This is a genomic window from Halomonas sp. LMYGS-3 (assembly GCF_059509875.1).
The window spans coordinates 81,734-108,253 of the sequence record NZ_JCAKFQ010000006.1; the positions used below are offsets into that span (position 1 = coordinate 81,734).

Here is a 26,520-nt window from a genome sequence, read left to right on the forward strand (position 1 = left end):
TTATTCCCTCCCCAGGATGACGGTGCCGGCGGTATGACGAGAGGCCAGGGCGCCGCCGATGCCGCTGGCAATGGCCAGGTCACAGTCGGGCACCTGCACGGCCGGGGTGGCTTCCCCACGCAGCTGGCGCACGGCCTCGATGATCTTGGTCATGCCGCCACGATTGGCCGGATGGTTGTTGCACAGGCCGCCACCGTCGGTATTGAAGGGCAGCCGGCCATGGCCGGCGATCAGGTTGCCGTCGGCCACGAAGGCCCCCCCCTCGCCCTTCCGGCAGAACCCCAGGTCCTCCAGCTGCATCAGCACGGTGATGGTGAAGCTGTCGTAGAGGGAGGCGTACTTGATGTCTGCGGGCGTGACGCCGGCCATCTCGAAGGCCGCCGGGCCGGACCAGACGGCGGCGGAATAGGTCAGGTCGATCTGCCCGGCCTGGCCGTCCTTCTGGGCCTCGCCGGCGCCGAGGATCTTCACCCTGGGACGCTTGAGCTGGGCGGCGATCTCGGGACGCGCCACGATCACCGCCCCCCCGCCATCGCTCATCACGCAGCAGTCCAGGCGATGCAGCGGATCGGAGATCATCGGCGAGTTGACCACCTCCTCCACGGTGACCGGCTTGCGCAGCATGGCATGGGGGTTGTGCTGGGCATGCTGGGAGGCCGCCACCTTGATGCAGGCCAGTTGCTCGCTGGTGGTACCGAACTCATGCATATGGCGGCGGGCCACCATGGCATAGAGGTTCTGGGTCGCCGGGCCGAACGGCAGCTCGAAGGGCAGGTCCGGCGCATCGGGATCCGGCGCCTTGAGCGCCAGGGACGCCCCCGCGGCCCGCGGCCGTCCGGCCAGGGTCACCAGGGCGATGTTGCAGCGCCCAGCGGCGATGGCCTCGGCGGCATGGGCCACATGCAGGATGGGCGCCGAGCCGCCGCACTCGGTGGTATCCACATGGCGCACCTTCAGGCCCAGGTACTCCACCATGCTGGTGGCACCCAGCCCGGGGGCATCGCCGGCACAGAAGTAACCGTCGATATCGGACTTGCTGAGTCCCGCATCCTCCAGCGCCCCCTTGGCCACCTCGGCATGCAGGCGCGCCACTGAGATATCGTCGGCGCGACGGGTGGGGTGCTCGTAGGCCCCCACGATGTAGGCCTTGCCGTTGATCGTCATGATTCCACCACCGCATAACCGTTGTTGAGGACCACCGCATCGCGCTCGGCGACCAGGGCGCGGAAGGAAACCTCGCTGCCGTGCTTCCAGGCCTCCACGGTGAGGGTCTCACCGGGGAAGAAGGGCGCCGAGAAGCGCGCGTTGAGCTCCTTGAGCGCCTCCGGGTTGCCGCCGGCGAATTCGTTGATCAGCAGATTGGCGGCCACGCCATAGGTGGCCAGTCCATGCAGGATCGGACGTGGGAACTTGGCACTTTCGGCGATCTTCGGTGAGGCGTGGATGGGGTTGCGGTCCCCATTGAGGCGATAGAGCAGCGCCATCTGCGGCGAGGTCGTGGCCTCGAGACGGTACTCGGGTGAACCTCCCGGCAGCTTGTGAGGCGCGATCATGGGGCCATCGGGGCCGCCGAAGCCGCCATCGGCACGGGCGAAGGCGGTCCCGCTGACGGTGGCCAGCAACTCGCCGCTCTCGTCGTCGTGGATGTCGCGGCTGAGATAGAGGATGGCGCCGCGTCCCTCCCCCTTGTCGATGACATCGTCGACCTGGGTCACCGCGCGCAGGGTGCCGGCCGGCGGCAGCGGCTTGTGGATCTTCAGGCGCTGCTCGCTGTGCACCATCATGCGGTAGTCGAGGCCCGCCTCGGGATGTACCGCCCAGCCCTGGGGGCTGCACAGCACCACCGGCATGGTGGGGAAGGCCTTGAGACCGTCCTCGTAGACGTACTGCAGCTGCTGCGGATCCAGGGGATCTTCGCCCAGCCCCAGGCTGAGGGCGAACAGCATGGTGTCCTTGTCGGTATAACGCTGAACGACGGGCGCCATCTGCCAGTTGATCAGGAATTCGCGATTGATCGGCATGGTGTTGTCCTTGAAATCAGGGGTTCCTTACAGGGAGTCCCAGGCGAAATACTCACCGCCATCGAGGGGGGTGAAGAAGCGCTTCATGGACGGCATGGCGCTGTCGTGGATGGCCTCCTGGGTCCAGCCATCGCCGTAGGCCACCGAGCGGATCGGGCGAATCTGGTTGAACAGCATCAGTTCGTTGCGGCGCACCCCGAAGATCTGGCCGGTGATGCTCTCGGCCAGGTCGGAGAGCAGATAGGCGATCAAGGGCGCGACCTTCTCGGGGGTGTTGAGCTTGGCCTTGGCCAGGCGTGCCTTCTGCTCGGGGGTCTCGGCGACGATGTTGTCGAGCATGCGGGTAAAGGCGGAGGGCGAGACGGTGTTGGAGCGCACACCCGCCCGCTTCATGTCCAGGGCGATGGCCTTGGACAGGCCGATGATGCCGGACTTGGCGGCGCCATAGTTGGCCTGGCCGAGCATGCCAACCACCCCGGTCGGCGAGGTCATGTGCACGAAGGCACCGGAGCCCTGGGCCTTGAAGTGCTGGGCCGCCGCGATGGAGGTGTAGAAGGAGCCGTTGAGATGGGTGTCGATCACCAGCTTCCAGTCGTCCAGGCCCATCTTGTGGAAGATCTTGTCACGCAGGACGCCGGCGTTGTTGACCACGCCATCGATGCGGCCCCAGGTCTCCACCCCCAGGTCGACCATGCGTTTGGCGCCATCGGGGGCGGACACGCTGTCCAGATTGGCCACGGCGCTGCCACCGGCGGCTTCGATCTCCTTGACCACCTGCTCGGCGGGGCTGGCGTCTTCCTTGTCGCCGGTCAGGCTGGTGCCGTAATCGTTGACCACCACCTTGGCGCCCTGGGCGGCACAGTAGTGGGCGATGGCACGGCCGATGCCGTTGCCGGCTCCGGTGACCAGGATGACCTTGTCCTGGAGGATGTTCTGCAGGTTGCCGTCGAGGGACTCGATGTTGAGATGGCTCATGTTCTGACTCCTTGCCTTGTTTTTGCGGGATGTCGTGATGATTACGCCGATGTGGCGACACTGTGTTCGAACGCTTCCAGGTGATGGGCGACATCGCCGTACAGGCGCTCTGCCACCATCAGCCGCTTGACGTAGTGGCCCACGCGGCATTCATCGGTCATGCCCATGGCGCCATGCATCTGGATCGCCTCCTTGCCGATCAGGCGGGCGGCCCTGGCCACCGTCACCCGGGCGGCAGCCACCAGCCGGTGGCGCTTGGTAGCGTCGGCCTCGTCCACCGCCATGGCCGCCACGGCCGCCATGGAGCGTGACTGCTCGAGGGCGACCACCATGTCCACGAAGCGGTGCTGCAGGGCCTGGAACTTGCCCAGGGAGGCACCGAACTGCTTGCGCACCTTGAGAAACTCCCGGGTCTGCTCGACCAGCTCGGTCATGGCACCCACCGACTCGGCACAGAGCGCCGCCGAGGCGCGGTCCAGCACCGCCTGCAGGGCCTGCTCGGCCGCCTCCCCCTCCGCCAGCAACTGATCGGAGGAGACCGTCACCTCATCGAAGCGCAGGGTGGCGAGTGCTCGGGCATCCAGGGTGGTGCCCTCGATCCGGGCCAGCCCCGCGGTATCGGCCGGCACCACCAGCAGCTGCAGGGCGCCCTCCCGCTCGGCGGCGACCACGAAGGCATCGGCCTCGGGACCATCCAGGACCAGGACCTTTTCACCGCTGAGGCGATATCCCTCACCGTCGCGGATCAGGCGGCAATCGAGTTCGCTGGCGCGGTAGTCATAGCGGCCTTCCGGCTCGTCCAGGGCCAGGGCCAGGCGCAACTCGCCTTCAACCAGGGGCTGGAGCCACTGGCGCTGCTGCTCGGGCGTTCCCAAGACGTCGATAAGGGAGGCTGATATAACCGCCGTGGAAAGATAGGGTTCCGGGCTCAGGGCGCGCCCCAGCTCCTCGATCACCCCCAGCTGCTCGACCATGCCCTGGGCGCTGCCGCCACTCGCTTCCGAGACACCCAGGCCGACCAGGCCCAGCTCGGCCATCGTCGCCCAGCGCTCGCGGCGCTTGTCGGCACTCACTCGCTCACCACGCGACTCCAACGGATACTCGCCGTCGCAGAAGCGCTTTACCGCCTCGCGCAGCTGCAGTTGTTCTTCGCTGATTGAAAAATCCATGTCCGTTCCTCAACCTCTCAGCAGCATCTGGGCAGTGACATTGCGCTGCACCTCATTGGTGCCGCCATAGATGGATAGTTTTCGTGAATCCAGGAAGTTGGCCGCCAGGGAGGCGCGCTCGTCGTCGCCGATCAGCGGATCCTCGCCCTCGAGGAACATGGCCTGCTCGGAGAAGGGAACGGCCGCGGGGCCGGCCACCTCATAGAGCAGCTCGAAGATGTCCTGGCGCAACTCGGTGCCGCGGATCTTCAACATGGAGGCCTCGGCGCCCGGGGCGCTGAAGGTCTGGTTCTCGCCGAGGATGCGCAGGCCGGTGGCTTCCAGGGCGATCAGTTCGATCTCGAGCTCGGTGACCCGCCGCCGGTAGTGGGGGTCGGCGACCATGCCCTGCTCGGCGAGCAGGCGCTTGACCCGCAGCAGCTGCTGCTTGGAAGCGCCGATGCCGGCGATGCCAGTGCGCTCGTGGCCGAGCAGGTACTTGGCATAGGTCCAGCCCTTGTTCTCCTCGCCGACCCGGTTCTCCACCGGCACCCGCACGTTATCCAGGTAGACCTCGTTGAGGTCGTTGCCGCCTTCATAGAGCTTGATCGGACGCACCTCGATGCCCGGGGTGTCCAGATCCATCAGCAGGAAGGAGATACCCTCCTGGGGCTTGGCCTCCTTGTCGGTCTTGACCAGGCAGAACAGCTTGTCGCAGAAGTGCGCGTAGGAGGTCCAGATCTTGTGACCATTGACGATGTAGTGATCGCCATCGCGCACGGCGGTGGTACGCATGGAGGCCAGGTCGGAGCCGGCTCCCGGCTCGGAGAAACCCTGGGCCCACCAGCTCTCGCTGCGCCGGATCGCCGGCAGGTATTTCGCCTTCTGCTCCGGGGTTCCAAAGGCGATCAGTACCGGCCCCAGCATGTTGATGCCGCTGGCGATGATCCGCGGCGCCCCGCCCAACAGGGTCTCCTCGTCGAACAGGTACTTCTGGATCGGGGTCCAGCCGGGCCCGCCGTGCTCCTCGGGCCAGCCCGGAGTGATCCAGCCTTTCTCGTAGAGCTTGGTGTACCAGGCGACATAGTCGGCCTTCTCCAGCCTCAGGCCGCGCTCCACCTTCGCCTTGATGGCCGGATCCAGTTCTTCCTTGACGAACTGCCGGACCTCCAGGCGGAAGGTCTCTTCTTGCTCGGTGAAATTGAGTCTCATGATCTGTCTCGCCTTGTCGTTATGCTGACCGGTCTAGCCTTGCGGGCCGGTGACCACCAGGGCATCCAGGGCCACGGCGCCGTCGGGATAGGCCACCAGCGGGTTGATATCGATCTCCTCGACTTCGGGGCAGCTCTGCATGGCCCGACCGATGCGGGAGACCACCTCCGCGATGGCGGGAATATCCACCGGCTCGCTGCCACGCAGGCCACGCAGCAGGGCCACGCCCTTCAGGGCATGAATCTCGCTTTCGATATCCTCGAGTCGCGCATCGGGGGGCAGCAAGCGCACATCCTTCAGGGCCTCGATCCACACGCCACCCAGGCCGACCATCACCACTGGGCCCCATTGCGGATCACGGCGGGCGCCGACGATCAGCTCGACACCGCGCTTGCCCATGGCCTCGATCAGCACCCCATCCAGGGTCAACTCGGGGCGCGCCGCCTTGACCGAGGCGTGCAGACGCTCCCAGCCCGCACGCAGCGCCTCGGCATCGGCCAGCCCCACCAGCACGCCACCGGCGTCGGACTTGTGGGGAAGCTCGGCGGACTGGGCCTTGATCACCACCGGGTAGCCCACCTCCTCGGCGATGCGCACCGCCTCGTCGGCGCTGGTGGCCAGCCGGCCGGCGGGGAAGGCGATGCCGGCATCGGCCAGCCACTGCTTGCAACGGTACTCGGCGTGGACGCCCTCTCCGGGCAGCACCGGCAAGTGGCGCGCCTGGGCCTCGATGCGCTGACGCCGGAGGGCGCGACCATAGGCCTCCACCTGGGCGAAGGCACGCACCGCACGATCCACCGAGCGGAAGAAGGGCACGCCGCTCTCTTCGATGGCCTGGCGAAATTCCGGAATCAGTTCCGACTGATCCCCCAGAATGATCAGCGCCGAGGGCTTGGTGCACTGGGCGATGGCCGGCACCAGGTGCCTGGCCTTGTCCAGCTGACCAACCCGGGGCCCGCCCATCATCGCCACCATGACACCACCGATGCCCGCATCGTCCACGACGACATTGCACAGCCTGGTGTAGGCTTCCGGGTCCTTGGCACTGATGGTGGTGAAGTCCAGCGGGTTCTCGGCCACGGCGTAGCTGGGCAGGATCGCCTCCAGCCCGGCGAGGGTGCCCGCAGAGAACGCCGGGAAGGTCAGGCCGATATCCTCGGCGAGATCCAGGGCGCAGTTCTTGACCGCCCCCGAGTTGGTGAGCAGCGCCGGCGCCGCCGCCGGAGGCTCGGGGAACTTGTGCAGGATGGCGGTGACATCGAACAGCTCGTCGAGGGTATCGACCAGCAGCACCCCTTCGGCCCGCAGCTTGACGCAGGCCGCCGCATGGTTGCCGGCCAACGCGCCGGTATGGGACTGCACCGCCTCCCGGGCCCGGGCGCTGCGTCCCGGCATCAGCATCACGACGGCCTTGCCCGCCGCCCGGGCCCTGGCCACCTGGGCGAGAAACAGCTCGGGATAGCGCACCTGCTCCACATAGAGGCTGATCACCCCGACCCGCGGCTCGTCGACCAGGTGCGCCAGGTGATCCTCGATACTCAGTACCGCCTCATTGCCGGTGGAGATGGCGTACATGACCGGCAGGCCGTTGGCGATCAGGGCATCGCGGAGGTTATTGGCCATGGCCCCGCTCTGGGCGACGACCGCCACCCCCGGCCGGCTCTCCTGACGCAGCCTGGCACTGTAGTCCGGGCCCAGCTCCTGGGGCTCGAAGGTCAGGGGAAAGCCATCCACCAGGTTGCTGAGTCCCATGCAGTTGGGCCCGACCACCATGATGCCGCTCTCCCGAGCGACCCGGGCCAGTTCGGCCTGCTGACGCTCCCCCTCCTCCCCGGCCTCGGAGAAGCCGGAAGCGAACACCACGGCGGCCGCGATTCCGCGGCGGCCACAGGCCCGTACCGACTCCACCACCGCCTTGCCCGGCACCGTCAGCACCGCCACGTCGAGGCCATAGGGCAGCGCATCGATGGAGGCCACGCAGGGGTGCCCCTTCACCGTATCGGCAGTACGACTGACCAGATGCAGGCTGCCGGCGAAGCGGAAGTCGTCCAGGTTGGAGAGCACGAAGTTGCCGAACGACCGCTCACTGTCGGAAACCCCCACCACGGCCACGGACTCCGGATAGAGCAATCGCCGGATATCGTGGGCTCGCCGCACGCCAGGGGGTGAAGGAGTTGTACTCATTATCGTCTCCTGTTTTAGGGGAATCAGCGCTTATCCACCAGGGTGCGCCAGTCCTCTTCCTCGGGAAGGATTCCGCCGATGGAGCGAATGTCTGCATACTTCAGCTCCTCGTCATCGAGAGGCGGCTTGCCACTCTCGAAGTCCTCGGCGGACCGCAACAGCAGGTTGCGGACGCGCAGCACGGCGCCGTCCGCCGAGCACAGTTGCTCGGTGGTGCGGTCCACGATGGGGCCCTGCCCCAGGAAGATGGCAAAATCCTCGGTGCCGAAATGCTGCGGGAAGCCGGTGAAGTGGCCACGCGCCATGACGCCACGATCCTGGCCCCAGTTAGTCTTCTCATCACCCGGCGGCAGCGGCGGGAAGTCCATCAGATCGGAGCCGATGGTGAAGGGCGTCACGCCCAGGGGACGCCCGGTATTGAAGTGTACGAACCAGGCACGATGGTGAGTGTCGTCCACCGGCACACTGAAGAAGACGGTGCCCGGCCCTCCCTCCTCCGGCGGGCAGATGATGCCGTACCAGGGCATCACGAAGTTGTTGACGCGCACATACTGCTCGCTTTCACTGATGGGCCGCAGTGCCGCGTAGCGGAAGCCATAGGGCATCTCCTCGAACTCCAGGCGCGGCGCACGCTCTCTGGTCATATGCATGCGCTGGGACTTACCGGAGGTGAGTTCCACCGAGGAGGCGTGCAACACGCCCACATGGGAAGTGTCCATGGAGGCCTCGACGCCCTGTACCCAGTTGGTGGGAATCAGCTGACAGGCCACGGCGCGCTGGTTCTCGGGAAGGGAAGTGAAAGGCAACTCGGGGAAGGCGGGCGCTTCGTCGCCCTCCCCCAGCCACACCCATACGATACCGCCTGCCTCCTGGGTCTTGTAGCTGTTGAAGGTGACGCGCTGACAGAAGCTGACCTGATCGCCGGTGTGGTTGGGCGCCTCGATCATCTCGCCGGTCACGCTGAACTTCCAGCCATGGTAAATACAGGTCAGGGCGTTGTCTTCGTTGCGCGCCAGGGCCAGGGAGGCCTTGCGATGGGGGCACTGCTCATCGAAACAGGCTACGCGACCGTCCTCGGAGCGAAAGACCACATAGTTGTCCCCGAGCAGCCGGACTCGGATCGGCGCCCCGCCGGCTTCCAGGGAGAGTGATGGCACCGCCGGAAGCCAGTGCCACTGGCGAATCATCTGCCCCATGGGGGCCCCGTTCTCGACCCTGCACAGGCGGTCATTTTCTTGAGCTGTCATTGGCATGATTGTTCTCCTGTCCTTTATAGGGCGGTGTCGGCTCCTCGACCGATTGCCTCGGCGCTCTCTTGCGCCTCCGGTTCCCGGTTGTCGGGTCGCTGGCTTTCGGCAGGATGTCAGGGTTGCTTTTCTTTTCTTTATCAGGGAACCTTACATACATCGTGTGGGCGGCGCCGGGTTTTGTCAAGTGCACAACGTCGAGCGACGGCACACCGGGCGAGACGCCCCCGAGAAGTGGCAACTCACTGAGAAGACTTGAAAAACCTGAGGAGCTTCACCACTGCCACCCCAGGTGATCGAGACCGAGCAACGATTACGACCTTGGTATGACGGCAAGGCCTCATCCACGACAACGCCACCATCAACAACAAGAGGAGTGTCCACCATGACCGGCAAACGCAGCATCTCGATACCCGGCTTTGGTCATCGCGCCCCCATTCCCGGCGCCGCCCGGGTCGGCAACCTGCTGTTCTCGTCTGCCATCTCGGGCATCGATCCCGAGACCGGCCAGCCCGCCGACGATCCGGCGCGACAGGTGGAGCTGGTCTTCACCTACCTGCAGTCGCTGATGGAGGCCGCCGGCACCAGCCTGGCCCATATCGGCAAGATGGCCGTCCATATCCGTGACAACGCGATGCGCGACCTGATCAACGAGGCCTGGCTCCAGCACTTTCCCGACCCGGAGGATCGGCCAGCCAGGCATATCCAGCTGGCCGATCTGCCCGGCCCCCTGCACCTGCAGATCGAAGTGATCGCCATCATTCCTGAAGGAGACTAACCATGATCATCGACTCTCACGCCCATATCGTCATGCCCCAGGAAAGCTACAAGTTCTTCACCGAGCTGGTCGGTGGCCGTGGCAATCCCGTGGGCAACCCCAAGATCCCCGACGCCTCGATCCGCGCCTCCGGGGAAGCATTGCTCAAGATCATGGACTCCGTCGGCACCGACATTCAGCTGATCTCGCCGCGCCCCTATCTGCAGCTGCACTCCCTGAAGCCGGCCATCGTCTCCGAGATCTGGAACAAGCACGTCAATGACGTCATCTATCGACTGGTCGAGATGTTCCCGGACCGTTTCCGCGGCGTGGCCGGCCTGCCCCAGCATCGCCACGAGTGCCCCTCCGTGCGGGTCGTGCCCGAACTGGAGCGCTGTGTCAAGGAGCTCGGCTTCGTCGGCTGCCTGATCAACCCCGATCCCACCGAAGGGGACGAGCTGCCGCCCCCGGGGCTCGGCGACGCCTTCTGGTATCCCCTGTACGAGAAGATGGTCGAGCTCGATGTCCCCGCCCTGATCCATTCGGCGGGCAGCTGCCAGCCCCGCGAGAGCTACACCCTGAAGTTCATCAACGAGGAGAGCACCGCGGTCATCTCCCTGCTGACCTCCGACACCTTCGAGCGCTTTCCGGCCCTCAAGATCGTCATTCCCCATGGCGGCGGCGCCATTCCCTACCAGATGGGGCGTTTCCGCGCCTGGAACGTCCGCAAGGGCGAGGAGCAGAGCTTCGACGACAAGCTCAAGAAGCTCCACTTCGATACTTGCAACTACTCCAGAGAAGCCCTGGAGTTCCTGTTCAAGGTGGTGGGGACCGACAATGTGCTGTTCGGCACCGAGAAGCCCGGCACCGGCAGCGCCCGAGACCCGATCAGCGGACGCGACTTCGATCACCTCAAGCCGGTGATCGAGGAGATCGACTGGCTGACCGAGGAGCAGCGGAAGAATCTGTTCGAGTGCAACTGCTGCAGCCTCTATAACCTGAACCTGAAGTAATGGTCAGGAAGGGGGAGCCTCTCCCCCTTCCAGGGGCTGCACCCTCGTGACCTGGGGCTGCGTGATTCCCCGTCCTGGGGTGGCTCCATTTCGACGGCCGCCATGCTAGTGTTATATGCAAGCCTTATATAGTCACGGCTCCGGATGACCGCAGGCGCACACGCCCGTGGTCCCCGTCCGCAAGCAAGGGAAGCGTCTCATGGACAATACCGCCGTCAAGCTGAAACATAGTCCGGCCAGGAATACCACCTATCTGCTGGCCCAGACCACCAACATCATTCGCAACTCCTGGATCGACCCGGCGCTCAAGCAGCATGGCCTGACCTCGTTGCAGTACACCGTGCTCTCGGTCATCAAGCGCTACAGTGGCCTGTCCTCCGCCGAGCTGTCACGCCACTTCTTCGTGACCCCCCAGACCATGGGCCCCATCCTCACCCAGTTGGATAACCGAGGGCTGATCCTGCGCGAGGCCAATGCGGAGAATCGCCGGCTCCTGGCCATCAGTCTCACGGACGAGGGGGGCCAGCTGCTGGAGATCTGCAACCATGTGATCGCCGACATCGAGCAGGAGATCTTCGGCGAACTTGACGACGCCACCCTGCAACACTTCCGGGAAACCCTGCAGCGCATCTATCGCCGCGCCCAGGATAACCACCGGCCAAGGTAGAGACTCCCTCCCTCCCCGGCCCAGAGAACACCGGTCGCTTACCCCACCTTGACGATCAGCGCCGCGGCGGAGTCGCCGGCGGCGCAGCCGGTGACCAGGGCATAGCCGCTGCCCTTGAGCGCGGTCTCCTCGATGGCCTCGATCAGCAGCCGCGCCAGGGTCGGGCCCTGGGGATGCCCGAACACCAGGGAGGTGCCGTAGTTGTTGAAGGCATTGGCGTCGAGGCCCAGCGCCTTGGCCAGGTGCAGGTCGTTGACGATGAACGGCGAGTGGTTCTTGATCGTGGCGATCTGGTCGAGGGTCAGGCCGGCCTGATCCAGGGCGCGCTGCACCGAGGTCGCCGGCGCCATGGGCATGTGCGCCGGCTTGGTGCGGGCATGGCCATAGGCCACCACCTGGACGACCAACCGGGGATCGGTGCTCAGCTCGGCGGCCCGCTCGCGGGTGGTAACGATGATGCCGGCGTTGCCGTCGGCCGGATGGGTCTGGGAGCCGAAGGTATGGATGCCGTCCGGCTGCACGGCGCGCAGCCTGGCGAGCCCCTCGGCGGTGGTCGGGGTCACCCCTTCGTCGAGCTCGACGAGCCGGGTCTCCTTGCGCGAGACCGTCACCTCCAGCGGGAACATGTAGCGCTTCTGGAAGGCACGCTCGTCGGCCAGGGCCTCTGCGTACTGTTCATAACGGCGCAGGGTCAGCTCGTCGGCCTGCTCGCGGGTGAAGCCATGCTCGCGGGCGACGTTCTCGGCGGTGGTCAGCATGTCCTTGCCGGTGACCGGGTCGGCGGCGATGTTGTCCATGTTCCAGTTCTCGGCGATCACCTCGCCGCCCGGCCCGATGGGGTTGGGCCAGATGGTATGGGGGGCGTTGGAGGTACGATCGGCGAGCAGGCAGTAGGTGGTGTCGAAGCTGCCGCTCTCCACCGCCAGGGCGGCATTGAACACCGAGGTGGTGGCGGTGGCACAGGCCTGGGTGATGTTCTGGCCCGGGGCCTGGCCGGCGCCCATCATGGCCGCGGCCCAGGGCGCGCCGTAGAAGATCGACTTCTGCCCCACCGAGACCCCCAGGTAGAGGTAGTCGATGATGGCGGGATCGATGTCGCGGCTGGCGAACCAGCGCTTGCTGGTGGCCGCGCCCAGCTCGATGGAGTTGAGGTTGGCCAGGCTGCCCATCCACTTGCAGAAGGGGGTGGAGTAGTAGCCGCCGTAGGGGATATAAGCGTTCTTGAACATGTGCGATTCCTCCAAGGGGTAAAAAGGGGGCCCCGACCCGATATCATGGGAACGGGCCCCAACCCTGATGCTCAGTCGTCGGTCAGGTGCGTGCGCAGGCCGCCCCACTGGGGCTGGAAGAGCTCGGCCGGCATCTCGCGCAGCTCGCTGGCGATGCGTGGCACGAAGTCCATGGCCGCCAGGATGTCGCGCTCGATATCGATGCCCGGCGCCACCTCGGTGAGGGTGATCTCGCCGTCGATCAGCTCGAAAACGCCGCGCTCGGTGACGAACAGTACCGGCTTGCCGGTCTCCCGGGCGTAGCGGCCGCTGAAGGTGATCTGGTCGACGCGCTGCACGAACTTGCGGCGCTGCCCCTCCCGGCGGATGTCGATGCGGCCGTCCTCCACCGCCACCTCGCCGCCGTTGGTGAAGGTGCCGCAGAACACCACCTTGCGGGCGTTCTGGCTGATGTTGATGAAGCCGCCCGGCCCCACCACCTTGTCGCCGAACTTGCTGACGTTGAGGTTGCCCTCGTGATCGGTCTGGGCCAGACCCAGGAAGCAGACGTCCAGGCCACCGCCGTCGTAGAAGTCGAACTGGTAGCCGTGGTCGATGATCGCCTCGGCGTTGTAGGCGGTGGCGAAGTCGCCGCCGCTGGCGGGTACGCCGCCGTAGGTACCAAGCTCGGTGGTCAGGGTCATCAGGTCGCTGACGCCCTCCTCGGCCGCCACGCTGGAGACCCCCTCGGGCATGCCGATGCCGAGGTTGACCACCCCGCCCGGCACCAGCTCCATGGCGGCACGCCGGGCGATCACCTTGCGCGGATCCAGGGGCAGCGGCTTGATGCCGCCCAGCGGCACCCTGAGGTCACCGGAGAGCGCCGGGTTGTAGCCGGTGGCCATGGTCTGCATATGCTGTTCGGGCTCGGCCACCACCACATAGTCCACCAGGTCGCCCGGCACCTTGACCCGCTGGGGGTGCAGGCTGCCCTGCTGGGCCAGGTACTCCACCTGGGCGATGACGATGCCGCCGCTGTTCCTGGCCGCCTGGGCCATGGAGAGCTGCTCGAGGAAGATCGCTTCGCGCTCCAGGCTCAGGTTGCCGCGCTCGTCGGCGGTGGTGGCGCGGATCACCGCCACGTCCACCGGGAAGGTGCGGTAGAGCAGCCACTCCTCGTCCTCGAGCTCGATCAGCTTGACCAGGTCCTCCTCGGCGGCTTCGTTGGCCTTGCCGCCCTCGAGGCGCGGGTCGACGAAGGTGCCGAGCCCCACCTTGCTGAGCACCCCGGGCTTCTTGCCGGCGATGTGTCGCCACAGGTGGGCCAGCACCCCCTGGGGCAGCAGATAGCCTTCGATACGGTTCTCGCGGATCAGCTCGCCCATGCGCGGCGCCTGGCCGGTGTGGCCGCTGATCAGCCGCTTGACCAGCCCGGCATGGCCGAGATGGTTCATGCCGCGGGTCTGGCCGTCGCCGCAGCCACAGCTGTGCGCCACGGTGAGGTCACGGGGCGAACCGGTCGCAAGGAAGCGCGTCTCCAGCGCCGTGGCCATGGCCTCGGCGAAGCCGCACAGGCCGGCGGTGGTCCAGATGACGGTATCGCCATCCTGGATCAGGCCCGCCGCGGTGGTGCTGTCGATGATCTTGTTCACTCTTGTGGCCCTCTTGCAAAAGCATCCAATATCAGGGGCTCAATATATTGTTTATTCAACAAACATTTGAGCGCATGAATCACCGGCGCGACGGGCCCCTTGTCGGGCCCGCCCGGTCAGCCGCCGGTCAGTACCAGCACGATCTGCGGATAGAAGATCACCAGGGCAACCACCAGGATGTCGGCGACCAGGAAGGTCGTCACGCCCCGGAAGATGTCCATCAGCGAGGCGTACTGGCTCGCCACGCCCTTGATCACGAAGATGTTCATGCCCACCGGCGGGGTGATCATGCCGATCTCCAGCAGCTTCACCAGCAGCACCCCGAACCAGATCAGGCTCACGTCGTAGAGCTCGAAGATCGGCAGCAGCACCGGCAGGGTCACCAGCATGGCGCCGAAGGGCTCCATGAACAGACCCAGGAAGAGGTAGATCAGCACCACCACCAGCATCAGCTCGAGATAGGAGGGATCCCAGCCGGTCACCGCCCCGGTGATGTAGCCGGCCAGCCCGCTCAGGCTCAGGAAGAGGGTGAACATGCTGGCACCGACGCCGATGATCAGCAGTGCCGAGGTGGTGGAGAGCGTCTCGAGCAGGGCGGCCTTCATCGCCTGGCGATCGAGGCGCCCCAACGCGACGGCGATCAGGATCGCTCCGGCGGCGCCCACAGCCCCGGCCTCGGTGGCGGTGAAGAACCCCGAGAACAGCCCGCCGAACACCAGCACCCCCAGCACCAGCACCGGCCAGATCTCGACCAGCGCCTGACGGGCGCCGATATCGCGCGCATCAGCCGCTTGACGAGGCACGATGTCCGGGCGCCGCCAGCTGACCAGCAGGATCACCAGGCTGTAGCTGACCGCGGTCAACAGCCCGATGGTGATGCCCCCCAGGAACACCTGGGTGATCGACACCTGGGCGAAGACGCCATAGACGATCATCAGGATGCTGGGCGGGATCAGCGCGCCGATGGTGCCCCCCGCCGCGATGGTGCCGCAGGCGAAACTCGGCTTGTAGCCGCCGCTGACCATCTCGGGAATGGCGATGCGCCCCATGGCGGCCGAGCAGGCCACGCTGGAGCCGCTCACCGCGGCGAAGCCGGAGCTGGCAAAGATGCTCGAGATCGCCACGCCACCCGGCAACCAGCGGAAGACCACCTTGGCGGCATTGAACAGACCGTTGGTGATTCCGGCGTGGTAGCAGACGAAGCCCATCAGCAGGAACATGGGCACCGCGCTCAGCGTCCACTTGGCGATGAACTCGTAGGGCGTCGAGGAGAGCATGCCGATGGCGGTGTTCCAGCCGAACATCACCGTCATGCCGCCCAGCGAGACGACGATCAGCGAGAGGGCCACCGGCACCCGCAGCGCCAGCAGCAGCATCAGGATGGCGAGGCCGTAGAAGCCGACTTCAACAGACATGGGGATCACCTTGCGTCTTGCGCGCTGGAGGGGTAGGTCGCGCCCCTGGCCAGGAAGGGCAGCCGCACGACACAGACCACCGCCGCCAGGGCGAAGGCGATGGGCAACGCGAAGTAGGTCGGCCAGACCGGCATGGGGAAGTTGAGCGACATCACGTAGGAGCCGATGGCGTACTGCTCCATGGCCTTGTCCCAGGTCGCCACGGTCAGGACGGCGTAGACCACCGCCGACAGCAGCGACACCAGCACGTCGGAGAGCCGCACCAGGAACTGGCCCATCATCCCCTCCAGGGCCTCCACGGCAATCATCTCGCGGCGCCACTCCACCCAGCCCAGCGGCAGCAGCGCCAGGGTGATCAGGTAGTAGCGGGTCACCAGTTCCACGGTGGCGGGAATCGAGACCGACAGGGTGGTGCGCAGCAGGACGTCCAGGGTGACGTGGACCACCATCAGCAGAATGCCGAGGGTGCCGAGCAGGGCCAGGCCGACGGCGGCCCGGTTGGTCAGGCGATACAGAGCGGCCATGTGCGAGCCTCCAGCATCGTGGTCGGACCGCCCGAGGGCCGGTGGCCCTCGGGCGGCGTGGCATCAGGTCCCGTAGGTGGCGAAGTCCACCCCGTCCCAGACCTCGCGGTTCACGGCATCGGCGACCGCCTCTGGCTCCTCGCCGACCTCCTCGACGATGGCATTCCACTTGTCGACCATGGCGACGAAGTGGTCGAGCTTGGTGCGGGCATCGCTCACCCCATAGCGCTCCTGCGCCTGCTGGGCGGCATACGCCAGGTCCTGCTCGCCGAAGGCCCGGCTGGCCTCAATCAGGTCGTCGCTGGGCTCGAGGAGTTCGATGTCGTGCTCACCGGCCAGCGCCTTCGCCTCGTCGATCATCTCGTAGCCCCAGCGCTGGATGGCCAGGGCGCTGGCCCGGGTCGAGGCACGTACCACCGCCTCGCGGTCCTCCGGCGAGAGCGACTGCCACACCGACTGCCCCACGGCGTGGGAGATGGTGCTGTGGAAGGTCCCCAGGTCGAGCAGGGTGACGTGATCGATCGCATCCTCGAGGCGGAAGGAGATGATGTCGGCGATGGAGCCCACGGTGCCGTCGATGACGCCCTGGGAGAGCGACTCGAAGGTGTCTCCCACCGGGATCGAGGCCGGGGTGGCGGACATGGCCTCGGCCCAGCGCGAGTACTGGGGCCCGCCGACGCGCAGGCGCAGGCCGCGCAGATCCTCGACCGAGCGGACCGGGCGGGTGGTCAGGATCTGGTAGGTGTCGGTGGAGTGGGAGCTGGTGTAGACGACGCCGAGGCGCTTGAGCTCCTCCTGGCAGGCCTCGCAGGTGGCGATGTACTCGGTCATGGCCGCGCCCATGGCATAGGGGTTGGTACCGAGCAGGGCCATGTCGCCGACCAGGTTGATCTCGGGCAGGTCGGCCGGGAAGTAGGCCGGCAGGAACAGGCCGGCCTCCACCAGGCCGCTGCGGATGGCGTTGCGCATGTTGCCGATCGAGGCGATCTCCGTGCCGAGGATCTGCCCCCCCAGCCGGCCATCGGACTCGGCCTGGAGCAGCTCCACGAACCCCGTGTAGAGCGGCGTGTGGGCAGGATGGGCCGGCGGCACCCCGGGGGCCATGCGCAGATCCCGGGCCTGGGCATGACCGGCCAGTGCCAGGCAGCCCAGGGTGGCGGCGATGGTAAGGGGCTTGATCAGGGAAGGGGTCATCATGTGTACCTCAGCGGTCGGGTTATATTTGTTTATCTTTAGAACAATGGTGCTTAACATCTATTTGCCTCCGGATTATAGTCCACCCAACAGCCCCGTCCGATACCCGACTTTGGTATGACGCCTGGTGAGTCTCCGGCGCGCTAAGCCGAGGCACCCTTCATCCCGCCGATCACACCAATGCTTGCTTCCCATTCCGACGTCAGCCAGATCGCCGACGAAAATCACGAAACAAGACGCCCCCGGCCAGGCGAGCTGACCGGGGGCGAGGCGAGAACGAGTCTGGTGAAGGGCGAGATGGCGTTCTCAGTCGGGCTCCACCATGAAACGGGAGAAGAACCTGGTGAGTTCGTCGAAGTCATCCAGCGGGAGCACGAGGGAGACGTACTGGTCCGGTCGCACCACCACCAGCGCACCGGCCCCACGATCGATGCCCCGCAGGTCGAAGATGTCCTGGTCGGTGCCCAGCACCGGCGCATGGGCCTTTTGGTAGTCCTGGAGCCCGAGGGGCCCCTTGTGCGGCTTGAGGACGTCGTGCATGTCGGCCCAGTCGACCTCGAGGTGCGACTGCTGGATGATGCCGTGGACGTCGAAGACCGCGTCCGGATCGGACCCTTGCGGGGTGAAGCGGCGGATCGGCGACGCCTCGCTGGCGAGGAAGTCCATCAGCTGGTTGAACCGGGAGCCCGGGCTTCGCGGGTCGACCATGTCGGCGAAGGCGTAGAGGCGCCAGCGGCCGTCAGCGCGATGGACGTGCCCGAGGTGGACCTGCTTGGCATCGCCGAGCCGGATCACCTCGGCCGAATGGAAGCGGCGGCCGGGCGGGAAGCCGGTGGCGAGCCCCAGGTGGCTGTCGTCGCCGGTGAGCAGGTCCGGCGTGTAGTGGGTGGCGAACCCCGCGGTGAACTCGCTGTTGGTGACGAACTGGCGCTGCACCTCGGCCAGGCCCTTCATCGCGCCCTGGGGGTCGTCGGCGTCCTGGGCGGCGCCGATCGCCCGCGACCAGCGGGTATCCATCTCGATCAGGTTCTCGGCGATCACGTGGCGCTCGGCGTTGTAGGTGTGCAGCAGGCTGGCGGGGCTGCGGCCCTCGAGCACCGAGATCAGCTTCCAGCCGAGGTTGAAGGTGTCCTGCATCGACACGTTCATGCCCTGGCCGGCCTTGGCGGTGTGGGTGTGGCAGGCATCGCCGGCGATGAAGACCCGCGGCGTGCGGCTCTCCATCTGGTCGTCGTCGACATCATCGAACTTGTCGGTGACCCGATGACCGACGCGGTAGACGGAGAACCAGGCGGTCTCCTTCACCTCGAAGGTGTAAGGCGCCAGCACCGCCTGGGCCTTGGCCAGGACCTGCTCCTTGGTCAGCCAGGCGTCCGGGGCGATGTTGCCCATGTCGACGTACATCCGAACCATGTAGCCCCCCTCGCGAGGGATCAGCAGGATGTTGCCCGCCTCGGCGGACTGGATCGTGCACTTGAAGCGGATGTCCGGGAAGTCGGTCACCGCCAGGACGTCCATCACGCCCCACGCCTTGTCCTCGCCGTGGCCCTGGGGCACGCGGCCGATGGAGTCGCGCACCACGCTGTGCGCACCGTCACAGCCGACCACGTACCGGGCGCGGACGCGCTTCTCGCCCTCCGGTGTCTTGAGCGTCACCGTGACACGCTCGTCGGGGTTCTCAGGCACCGCCACCTCGAGCGTCTCGTGGCGGTAATCGACCCGCAGGCGGCTGGGGGAGTTGTGCATGTACTCCAGCAGGAAGTCGAGCAGGCGGGCCTGGTTGACGATCACGTGGGGGAACTCGGAGAGGCCGTCGCGCACGTCCTGCACGCGGCCGAGCCGGGTGATCCGCGCCTTGTCACCGGGGCTCGGGCCCCAGAAGTGGGTCTCGTTGACCCAGTAGGCCTCGCTGGTCATCCGCTCGGCCAGGCCGAAGGCCTCGAACATCTCCACCGTGCGGCAGGCGATACCGTCGGCGCGTCCCACCTCGAGGGGCCCGTCGGCCTTCTCCACCACGCGGGTGACGATCTCCGGGGAGGTCGAGAGCTGGGCGGCCAGCAGCAGACCGGCCGGACCGGTGCCGACGATGAGCACGTCCACCTCTTCCGGCAGCGGCCCCTGCTCCTCGCTGCGTCCTTCGGCCAGGGGTTGAATTCGCGGGTCGCCGCTGCGGTAACCGTCGAGGAAGTACTGCATCTGTTCACTCCATCCCGTGCGCTACGGGTCGTCGTTGTTGAGGGTCAATCAGGGGGTTGGGATGTATCCGGTGTGGCAATTCGCCACGGCCATATTCGTCAGTATTGTGATCGATTTATCGTCGAGCAATACGACTTTCCTCCAAGACGCGACGTCCTGCGCCCCATCCTCAGGCGTCTTGGGTCCTTGTCGCGGTATCGACCTTCGAATGAATGATCATTACTGCGATGATCATAATACTGATGAATATCAAAGAATGCCCCCCCCTGACCACCGACAAGCGAGCCGACAATGATGACCACTGCACGCCACGCTATCCGAGCCCTGACGCTGCTCTCGGCCTCCCTACTGGCCACCAGCCCCCCGGTGCTGGCCAAGGAGCTGCGGCTGGGCATGATCACGCCGCCAAGGCCTTCGGCTGGGTGCTGGTCTACAACCAGGTTCCCCAGCAGGTGGCGGCGCTGATGCAGGGCGCCATCGTGAGCCCGCTGGTCAGCGTTTTCCGTTAGCACTCATCGCCCCGAACAACCGGCGGATGCCCGGGGCAGCGCACTCTGCTAAGTTAGCGACGGGGCCACCTGCCGGATACGGCGAGTGGCCGTCGATCGCTCCCCTTCCACCCTCGAATAGAACGCGACCATGACCGCAGCTCCCTTCTCAGAGGCCAGCCAGTTTCCCGGCAACCTGCTCCGGCGCTGCCACCAGATCAGCGTGGCGATCTTCCTGCGCAAGTGCGAGGCCCACCAGCTGACCCAGCTGCAGTACATCATCCTCTGCGCACTGGAGGAGCATGGGGCCATCGACCAGATCACCCTGGGCGGCCATACGGCCCTGGATCGCAACACCGTGGCCGTGGTGGTGCGCAAGCTGGAGGAGCGTGGCCTGGTGACCCGCCACCGCAACCCCGAGGATCGCCGCTCCATGCTGGTCACCCTCACGGAAGCGGGCCGGCAACTGCGCCGGGCCGCCGAGCCTTCCGTGGCCGAGGTGCAGGAGGAGATCCTCGCCCCCCTGGAAGAGAACGAGCGCGAGACCCTGTGCCGACTGCTCCAGACCCTGGCCGACGAGAACAACCACCTGAGCCGGGTGCCGATCCGCCGCGCCGGCTGAGGCCATGGAACGCCTGCCCAGCCTGCGCTGCCTGCGCGCCCTGGCCGCCGTTGCCGAACGGGGCAGCGTGCTCGGTGCCGCCGAGGCGCTCAATCTCTCCCAGCCGGCGGTCTCCCGGGCGATCCGCGACCTGGAGAAGGCCCTCGACCTGACGCTGTTCGAGCGCCACCATGGCGGCATGCTCGGTACCGAGGCGGGCGAGCTGGTGGCCCACCGCTGTCGCCGCGTCCTGCACCAGTTCGCCCGCGCCGAGCGCCAGTTGGCCCAGCTGCCGCTCGGGGGCCACTTCCAGCGCCTGGCCCAACGCCTCTCCCTGCGTCACCTGCGAGTGCTGGTGACCCTGGCCGAGACCCATAACGAGCGCCAGGCCGCGCGGCGCCTGGCGCTCACCCAGCCGACCGTCAGCGCCAGCCTGCGCGACCTGGAGGGACGCCTCGGAATCCCGCTGTTCCTGCGCACCCAGCGGGGACTGATCGCCACCCCCGGCGGTACCCTGCTGACCCGCCACGCCAAGGTGGCCCTGCGCGAGCTGGCGCTGCTCCAGGACGATATCGCTGATTGGCGGGGCGAGGCCCAGGGCCGGGTGGTGATCGGCGCCCTGCCGCTGACCAGCTCCCTGCTGGTGCCGCGCGCCGTGGACGCCCTGCTGCGCGAGCGCCCGGGATTCGCCGTCGTCGTCCACGAGGGCACCTATGACGTCCTCTTCGAGGCGCTGCGCAGCGGCGAGATCGACGTCCTGGTAGGGGTGCTGCACCGCATCGATCCCGAGGAGGAGATGACCCAGCAGGTGCTGCTGCATGATCGCCTGGTTGCCGTGGGGCGTCCCGGCCACCCGCTGATGGAGCGCGCCGACCTGACCCTGGAGACGCTGCTCGACTGGCCCTGGATCGCCCCGCCCAAGGGGACCCCCGCCCGCCACAGCTTCGACCAGCAGTTCAACACCCTGGGCATCACCCCGCCGACGCCCGCGGTGGAGGCCGGCAACCTGGGGGTCATCCGTGACCTGCTGCGGGACAGCGACCGCCTCGCCCTGGTCTCCCCCTACCAGGTCCACTACGAGGTGCAGGACGGGCGCCTCGTCTACCTGCCGCTGCGCCTGCAGGGCCCGCCCCGGGCCATCGGCCTCACCATGCGCGAGGACAGCGCCCCCAGCCGGGCCCTGAGCGCCCTGCGCGACACCCTGGTGGCGGTCAGCCGGTCGCTGCCACCCCACCCCCGATAGAAAAAACGCATACCCATGCCGGGCAATGGCATTGGCCCCCGGGCACCGCCCCAGCCCAGACTGGCACCAACCGTGACGCCGGCGGCTCACCCCGTCGCGGAGACGATAACAACCCCACAACGACACGCCCGGAGCCCACCCATGATGTTCAAGACCCTGCTCACCACCACCGCCCTGGCCGGTGCCCTGGCCGTCACCGCCACCCAGGCACAGGCCCAGACCCTGCGCGCCGAAAGCGGCAACCCCGCCACCTTCAACTCTCAGTTGGCCACCCTGATGAGCACCCTGGCCAGCCGCGACCACGACCTCAACATCCAGCTCAGCACCGGCCAGAACCTGGCCATGACCGGCGTCAAGCTGGGCACCGGGCGCATCGACATGACCATGATCCCTACCGAACTCTACGGCTACATGTCGGCGGGCGAGCGCATGTACGGCGAAATGGGCGACCAGGCCGTCCAGGCGTCCGGGAACCTGCGCTCGCTGTTCGGCTTCGTGCATGGTGCCTACCACGTCTTCACCTGGGCCGACAGCGGCATCGAGAGCTGGGACGACATCGCCGGCAAGAACGTCTACATCGGCCCCGCCGCCAGCGCCTCGAGTTCGGCCATCGAGCGGGTGATCGAGGCCAATACCGGCATGGCCCCGGGCGAGGGCTACAACGCCGTCACCATGGGCTGGGGCGGCTCCGGCCAGGCCTTTTCCGACGGTCAGGTGGACGTGCTGGTCAGCGCCCCGCGGATCGGCTCCGCCGCCATCGAGCAGTTCTCCCTGGTCAACCCGATCCGCTTCCTCGGCATGAGCGAGGAAGGCCTGGCGAGCGAGACCTGGCAGGAATTGATGGCCACGCCCGGCATGCTGCCGCTGACCATCACCCCGGACACCTACCCCAACACGGCCAATGCCGAGGAGGAGATCACCCTGCTCGGCTTCACCATGATGGCACTGGTCAACGAGAGCCTCGACGAGGAGACCGCCTATCGGCTGACCAGTACCGTGTGGGACAACATCGACGAGATCCGCGAGGCGGGCCCGGTCTTCGACGGGCTGCGCATCGAGGACGCCTTCATCGGCGTCGATGCCCCGCTGCACCCCGGCGCCTACCGCTACTACCAGGAGCGCGGTATCGAGGTCCCCGAGCCGTTGATCCCCTGAGTCACCGGCCCCGGCACCGCCGCCGGGGCCCCTCCCCCTGACCCGACGCGACAGGCTTCCCCATGATTCACGCGCTCTTCCCGTACTCCGAGGTCCGCCTCCGGGCGGTCCTGGCCTACGCGGTCGGCCTCGGCATCGCCCTGCTGGGCATCGTCAACAGCCTGCCGAGCTTCGGCCCCATCCCGCGCCTGGGGCCCTTCGGCTACGAATACATGCACCCACTGATGCTGGGCCTGGCGTGCCTGGCGGTGGTCGGCCGCCAGACGCTGCTGAAAACGCCAGACGGCGCCGGCCCTCTCTGGCGCCTGGCGGGCGGCCTGGTGGATGTCATCGTCCTGGCCGTGCTGATCTATGCCCTGTACGACTACTACGTCACCATGGAGCGCCTCAAGGGCGGCCTGTTCTTCTTCGATGCCGCCCACGCCTGGACGGCGCTGGCCGGCGTGGTGGCCCTGCTGCTGATCTGCCTGCGCCAGTGGGGGGTGGCGCTGACCGCCGTGGGGATGGTGGCGCTGCTCTACTTCTACACCGGCCACCACTGGCCGGGGCTGTTCCGCATGGCGCCGATCAATTTCATCGACGGTACCGCGGATACCCTCTGGTACAACAGCACCAACGGCGTACTGGGCTCGCTGCTGGCCATCGTCATCAACACCATCCTGCCCTTCATCCTGCTCGGCGCCCTGCTCGAGGGCAGCGGCGCCGGCGGCTCCCTGATCAAGGTCTCGCTGCACGCCTTCCGCCACGCCCGGGGCGGCCCGGCCCATGCCGCCATCCTCTCCTCCGGGCTGTTCGGCTCGGTCTCGGGCAGCGCCGTGGCCAACGTGGTGGGCACCGGGGTCATCACCATCCCGATGATCCGCCGGCGCGGCTTCAGCCCCGCCTTCGCCGGGGGCGTCGAGGCCACCGCCTCCAGCGGCGGCCAGATCATGCCGCCGATCATGGGCGCCGCGGCCCTGGTGATGGCCGACTTCATCGGTATCTCCTACCTGACCATCATCGTCGCCGCGCTGATTCCTGCGCTCTTCTACTACGGCTCGCTGTTCGCCGCCGTGGTCTACGAGGCGCGCCGCCTGGGCATCGAGAGCCGCCCGGTCGACATCGACCCGGCCGACCGCCCCGGGCGCCAGGACTACATCAACCTGATCATGGTCTTCGTGCCGCTGACGGTGGTGGTACTCACCCTGATCGCCGGCTTTTCCCCGGCCGGGGCCGGCATCCTGGCGCTCTTCTCGGTGGTGCCGCTGAGCCTGGTGCTCAATCCGGCGATCCGCCGCGCGCCCCTGACGCTGGTTCACGCCCTGTCCCGCGGCGGCAACAGCTTCGCCACCCTGCTGATCGCGGTGGGCGTGGTCGGCATCATCGTCGGCGTGCTCTCCGCCACCGGCCTGCCGATCAAGTTCGCCCAGGTGATCGGCGCTTCCACCGGGGGCAGCCTGCTGGTCTCGCTGCTGATGGCCATGATGGCGGCGCTGGTGCTGGGCATGGGCATGCCGACCCTGCCGGCCTACCTGACCATCATCCTGATCATGGGCCCGGCCATGCTGCGTCTGGGCCTGGAGCCGCTGGTCGCCCACATGTTCGTCTTCTACTTCGGGGTCGCCTCGGCGATCACCCCACCGGTGGCGGTGGCGGCCTTCGCGGCGGCCTCCATCAGCCAGGCCTCGCCGCTCAAGACCGCCCTGGAGGCGACCCGCATCGGCCTGGTGATCTTCCTGCTGCCCTTCACCTTCGCCTTCTACCCGGAGCTGCTGCTGGTACCCGAGGCCGGCGGTTCGGGCGCCTGGTACGACATGGCCTCGATCCTGCTGCGCCTCTCCCTGGCGGTGCTGCTCATCGCCTCGGGGCTGGCCTGCCACGACCGCTGCCGGCTGTCGCTGGTCGAGGCGCTGCTGCGGGTGGGCGTGGCCATCGCCATGCTGGTGACCCTGCCGCTGGTGCACTGGCCGGCCTTCTTCCTCGGTGTCGCCCTGCTGGTGCTGCACCGCCAAACCAGCCTCAAGAAGGGAGCCCTGGCATGACCCGCAGCCCCAACTTCCTGTTCATCATCACCGACCAGCAGCGCGCCGATTACCTCGGCTGCATGGGACATCCGCTGCTCAAGACGCCGCATATCGACGGCCTGGCGGCGCGGGGCACCCGCTTCGAGGAGTTCCACACCGCGAGCCCGGTGTGCATGCCCAACCGCGCCTCGCTGGTCACCGGCCGCTACCCCAGCGTGCACGGCCTGCGCAAGAACGGGCTGCACCTGCCGCTGCACAACAGCACCTTCGTCGAGGCACTGCGCCGGGAGGGCTACCATACGGCGCTGATCGGCAAGTCCCACCTGCAGCCCTTCACCGGCCGCAACGTCCCGCAGCAGAACCCGGCGGCCGGAGCCCGCGTGCCGGATGCCCTGCACGAGCCCGACGAAGACTGGCGCAACGAGGAGCCGGAGCGCTGGAGCGGCGAGGGGGAGTACCGCGTCGAGCTGCCCTACTACGGCTTCGCCCATGCCGATATCGTCACCAAGCACGGCGACCAGTGCGGTGGCCACTACGACCGGTGGCTGCGTCGCCAGGTCGAGGATCCGGCGCGCCTCCAGGGGCCAGCCCATCAGTTGCCCCATGACTACATCTGTCCCCAGGCCTATCGCACCGCCCTGCCGGAGGAACTGCACCCCACCCGCTACGTGGAACGTCAGGCCTGCGACTACCTGGCCTCGCGCCGGGGCGAGGAGGCGCCCTTCTTCGCCTTCGTCTCCTTCCCCGACCCTCACCATCCCTTCTGCCCGCCGGGGAAATACTGGGACCGCTACGATCCCGATGACTTCGAGGTGGCGGTGCCCTATGACACCCACCGCAACCCGCCCCCGCACCTGCGCTTCGTCGCCGACCAGTACGCCCGCGGGGAGCGCGTCGCAGGCACCGAGAAGGCCTTCTTGGCCAGTGACCGGGAGGTGCGCGAGGCCATGGCCCTGACCTGCGGCATGATCAGCATGATCGATGACGCTGTAGGCCAAATGCTGGCCACCCTGGAGGAGGCTGGGCTGGATGAGAATACCGTGGTGATCTTTACCAGCGATCATGGCGACTACATGGGCGACTTCAACCTGCTGCTGAAGGGCCCGGCCCCGCTGCGCAGCATCACCCGGGTGCCGCTGATCTGGGCCGAGCCCGGGGCGGGCGAGGCGCAGCGCACCGCGGCGCTGACCTCGGCCATCGACATGGCACCGACCATCCTCGAGCGTGCCGGCATCACCCCCTATCACGGCATCCAGGGCACCAGCCTGCTGCCGCTGCTGCACGGCGAGGCCTGGGAACGGCGCTCGCTGCTGATCGAACACGAGGACAACATCGCCCACTGGGGCTTCGAGCGGCCGGCCCACTCGCGCACCCTGCTCCGGGACGGCTACCGGCTGACGCTCTACCAGGACCAGGCGTGGGGCGAGCTCTACCACCTGGAGCGCGATCCCCACGAGACCCGCAACCTCTGGGACGATCCGGCCCATCGCGAGCAGCGTCACGCCCTGACCGAGGCGCTGCTGCGCCAGATGCTCGCCGCCAGCGAGCAGAGTCCCTGGCCCAAGCGCATCGCCTGAGCCAGCCCCCCCTCCCACAACGAGAAGAGCCAGCGCACTG

The 26,520-nt window shown here is 67.0% G+C and carries 22 protein-coding genes; 9 read left to right on the plus strand and 13 right to left on the minus strand.

Annotation, left to right across the window (positions count from 1 at the left end):
- Genes AC5W54_RS07645 through AC5W54_RS07675 form a run of 7 tightly spaced genes read right to left on the minus strand, consistent with a single transcriptional unit; the run spans position 1 to position 8,787 of the window.
- Entirely contained in the window at positions 1–1,164 is a 1,164-nt protein-coding gene (locus tag AC5W54_RS07645; protein ID WP_495961478.1) for a thiolase family protein, read from the minus strand.
- The gene (locus AC5W54_RS07650) at positions 1,161–2,021 is read right to left on the minus strand and encodes a MaoC/PaaZ C-terminal domain-containing protein (RefSeq protein ID WP_495961479.1); all 861 of its coding nucleotides are present in this window, start codon (positions 2,019–2,021) and stop codon (positions 1,161–1,163) included. The genes AC5W54_RS07645 and AC5W54_RS07650 overlap by 4 nt, the downstream gene beginning before the upstream one ends.
- Before the next feature lie 27 nt (positions 2,022–2,048).
- Positions 2,049–2,996: an SDR family oxidoreductase gene (locus AC5W54_RS07655; RefSeq protein ID WP_495961480.1), complete on the minus strand. Its 948-nt coding sequence runs from the start codon at positions 2,994–2,996 to the stop codon at positions 2,049–2,051.
- Positions 2,997–3,037: 41 nt separating this feature from the next.
- The gene (locus AC5W54_RS07660) at positions 3,038–4,165 is read right to left on the minus strand and encodes an acyl-CoA dehydrogenase family protein (RefSeq protein WP_495961481.1); all 1,128 of its coding nucleotides are present in this window, start codon (positions 4,163–4,165) and stop codon (positions 3,038–3,040) included.
- A gap of 9 nt (positions 4,166–4,174) precedes the next feature.
- Entirely contained in the window at positions 4,175–5,356 is a 1,182-nt protein-coding gene (locus AC5W54_RS07665; RefSeq protein WP_495961482.1) for an acyl-CoA dehydrogenase family protein, read from the minus strand.
- Between the two features lie 33 nt (positions 5,357–5,389).
- Positions 5,390–7,540, minus strand: coding sequence for an acetate--CoA ligase family protein (locus AC5W54_RS07670; RefSeq protein WP_495961483.1), 2,151 nt, complete (start codon positions 7,538–7,540; stop codon positions 5,390–5,392).
- Positions 7,541–7,563: 23 nt separating this feature from the next.
- On the minus strand, positions 7,564–8,787 hold the full coding sequence (locus tag AC5W54_RS07675; RefSeq protein WP_495961484.1) for a Rieske 2Fe-2S domain-containing protein: 1,224 nt from the start codon (positions 8,785–8,787) through the stop codon (positions 7,564–7,566).
- 385 nt (positions 8,788–9,172) lie between these two features.
- On the opposite strand from AC5W54_RS07675, the gene AC5W54_RS07680 reads away from it, so the two are divergent.
- From AC5W54_RS07680 to AC5W54_RS07690, 3 genes are all read left to right on the plus strand, one after another.
- A complete protein-coding gene (locus AC5W54_RS07680; RefSeq protein ID WP_495961485.1) occupies positions 9,173–9,565 on the plus strand; it encodes a RidA family protein in 393 nt (130 codons plus the stop codon).
- 2 nt (positions 9,566–9,567) lie between these two features.
- Positions 9,568–10,557, plus strand: a complete 990-nt coding sequence (locus tag AC5W54_RS07685; protein ID WP_495961486.1) for an amidohydrolase family protein — start codon at positions 9,568–9,570, stop codon at positions 10,555–10,557.
- A 199-nt stretch (positions 10,558–10,756) separates the two neighbouring features.
- Positions 10,757–11,224 carry a MarR family winged helix-turn-helix transcriptional regulator gene (locus AC5W54_RS07690; protein WP_495961487.1) on the plus strand — a complete coding sequence of 156 codons (468 nt, stop codon included), beginning with the start codon at positions 10,757–10,759 and terminating at the stop codon, positions 11,222–11,224.
- A gap of 38 nt (positions 11,225–11,262) precedes the next feature.
- Here the strand turns inward: AC5W54_RS07690 and AC5W54_RS07695 are convergent, their stop codons facing one another.
- The 6 genes from AC5W54_RS07695 to AC5W54_RS07720 all read right to left on the minus strand — a co-directional run bounded on the left by AC5W54_RS07695 (position 11,263) and on the right by AC5W54_RS07720 (position 19,413).
- Positions 11,263–12,453: a thiolase family protein gene (locus AC5W54_RS07695; protein WP_495961488.1), complete on the minus strand. Its 1,191-nt coding sequence runs from the start codon at positions 12,451–12,453 to the stop codon at positions 11,263–11,265.
- Positions 12,454–12,524: 71 nt separating this feature from the next.
- Entirely contained in the window at positions 12,525–14,084 is a 1,560-nt protein-coding gene (locus tag AC5W54_RS07700) for an acyl CoA:acetate/3-ketoacid CoA transferase (protein WP_495961489.1), read from the minus strand.
- Positions 14,085–14,200: 116 nt separating this feature from the next.
- Positions 14,201–15,499, minus strand: a complete 1,299-nt coding sequence (locus AC5W54_RS07705; RefSeq protein WP_495961490.1) for a TRAP transporter large permease — start codon at positions 15,497–15,499, stop codon at positions 14,201–14,203.
- Positions 15,500–15,504: 5 nt separating this feature from the next.
- On the minus strand, positions 15,505–16,023 hold the full coding sequence (locus tag AC5W54_RS07710; protein ID WP_495961491.1) for a TRAP transporter small permease: 519 nt from the start codon (positions 16,021–16,023) through the stop codon (positions 15,505–15,507).
- A gap of 63 nt (positions 16,024–16,086) precedes the next feature.
- Complete coding sequence (locus tag AC5W54_RS07715) at positions 16,087–17,220, minus strand: C4-dicarboxylate TRAP transporter substrate-binding protein (protein WP_495961492.1); 1,134 nt, start codon at positions 17,218–17,220, stop codon at positions 16,087–16,089.
- Between the two features lie 303 nt (positions 17,221–17,523).
- Positions 17,524–19,413: an FAD-dependent monooxygenase gene (locus tag AC5W54_RS07720; RefSeq protein ID WP_495961493.1), complete on the minus strand. Its 1,890-nt coding sequence runs from the start codon at positions 19,411–19,413 to the stop codon at positions 17,524–17,526.
- A gap of 242 nt (positions 19,414–19,655) precedes the next feature.
- Here AC5W54_RS07720 and AC5W54_RS07725 point away from each other — a divergent pair, with 242 nt between their 5' ends.
- From AC5W54_RS07725 to AC5W54_RS07750, 6 genes are all read left to right on the plus strand, one after another.
- Entirely contained in the window at positions 19,656–19,922 is a 267-nt protein-coding gene (locus tag AC5W54_RS07725) for a hypothetical protein (protein ID WP_495961494.1), read from the plus strand.
- Between the two features lie 130 nt (positions 19,923–20,052).
- The gene (locus tag AC5W54_RS07730; protein ID WP_495961495.1) at positions 20,053–20,523 is read left to right on the plus strand and encodes a MarR family winged helix-turn-helix transcriptional regulator; all 471 of its coding nucleotides are present in this window, start codon (positions 20,053–20,055) and stop codon (positions 20,521–20,523) included.
- Between the two features lie 4 nt (positions 20,524–20,527).
- A complete protein-coding gene (locus AC5W54_RS07735) occupies positions 20,528–21,745 on the plus strand; it encodes a LysR family transcriptional regulator (protein ID WP_495961496.1) in 1,218 nt (405 codons plus the stop codon).
- 141 nt (positions 21,746–21,886) lie between these two features.
- Entirely contained in the window at positions 21,887–22,900 is a 1,014-nt protein-coding gene (locus AC5W54_RS07740) for a TAXI family TRAP transporter solute-binding subunit (protein WP_495961497.1), read from the plus strand.
- A gap of 62 nt (positions 22,901–22,962) precedes the next feature.
- Positions 22,963–24,921, plus strand: coding sequence for a TRAP transporter permease (locus tag AC5W54_RS07745; RefSeq protein WP_495961498.1), 1,959 nt, complete (start codon positions 22,963–22,965; stop codon positions 24,919–24,921).
- Positions 24,918–26,480, plus strand: a complete 1,563-nt coding sequence (locus tag AC5W54_RS07750) for a sulfatase family protein (RefSeq protein ID WP_495961499.1) — start codon at positions 24,918–24,920, stop codon at positions 26,478–26,480. The genes AC5W54_RS07745 and AC5W54_RS07750 overlap by 4 nt, the downstream gene beginning before the upstream one ends.
- Positions 26,481–26,520: the final 40 nt, after the last annotated feature.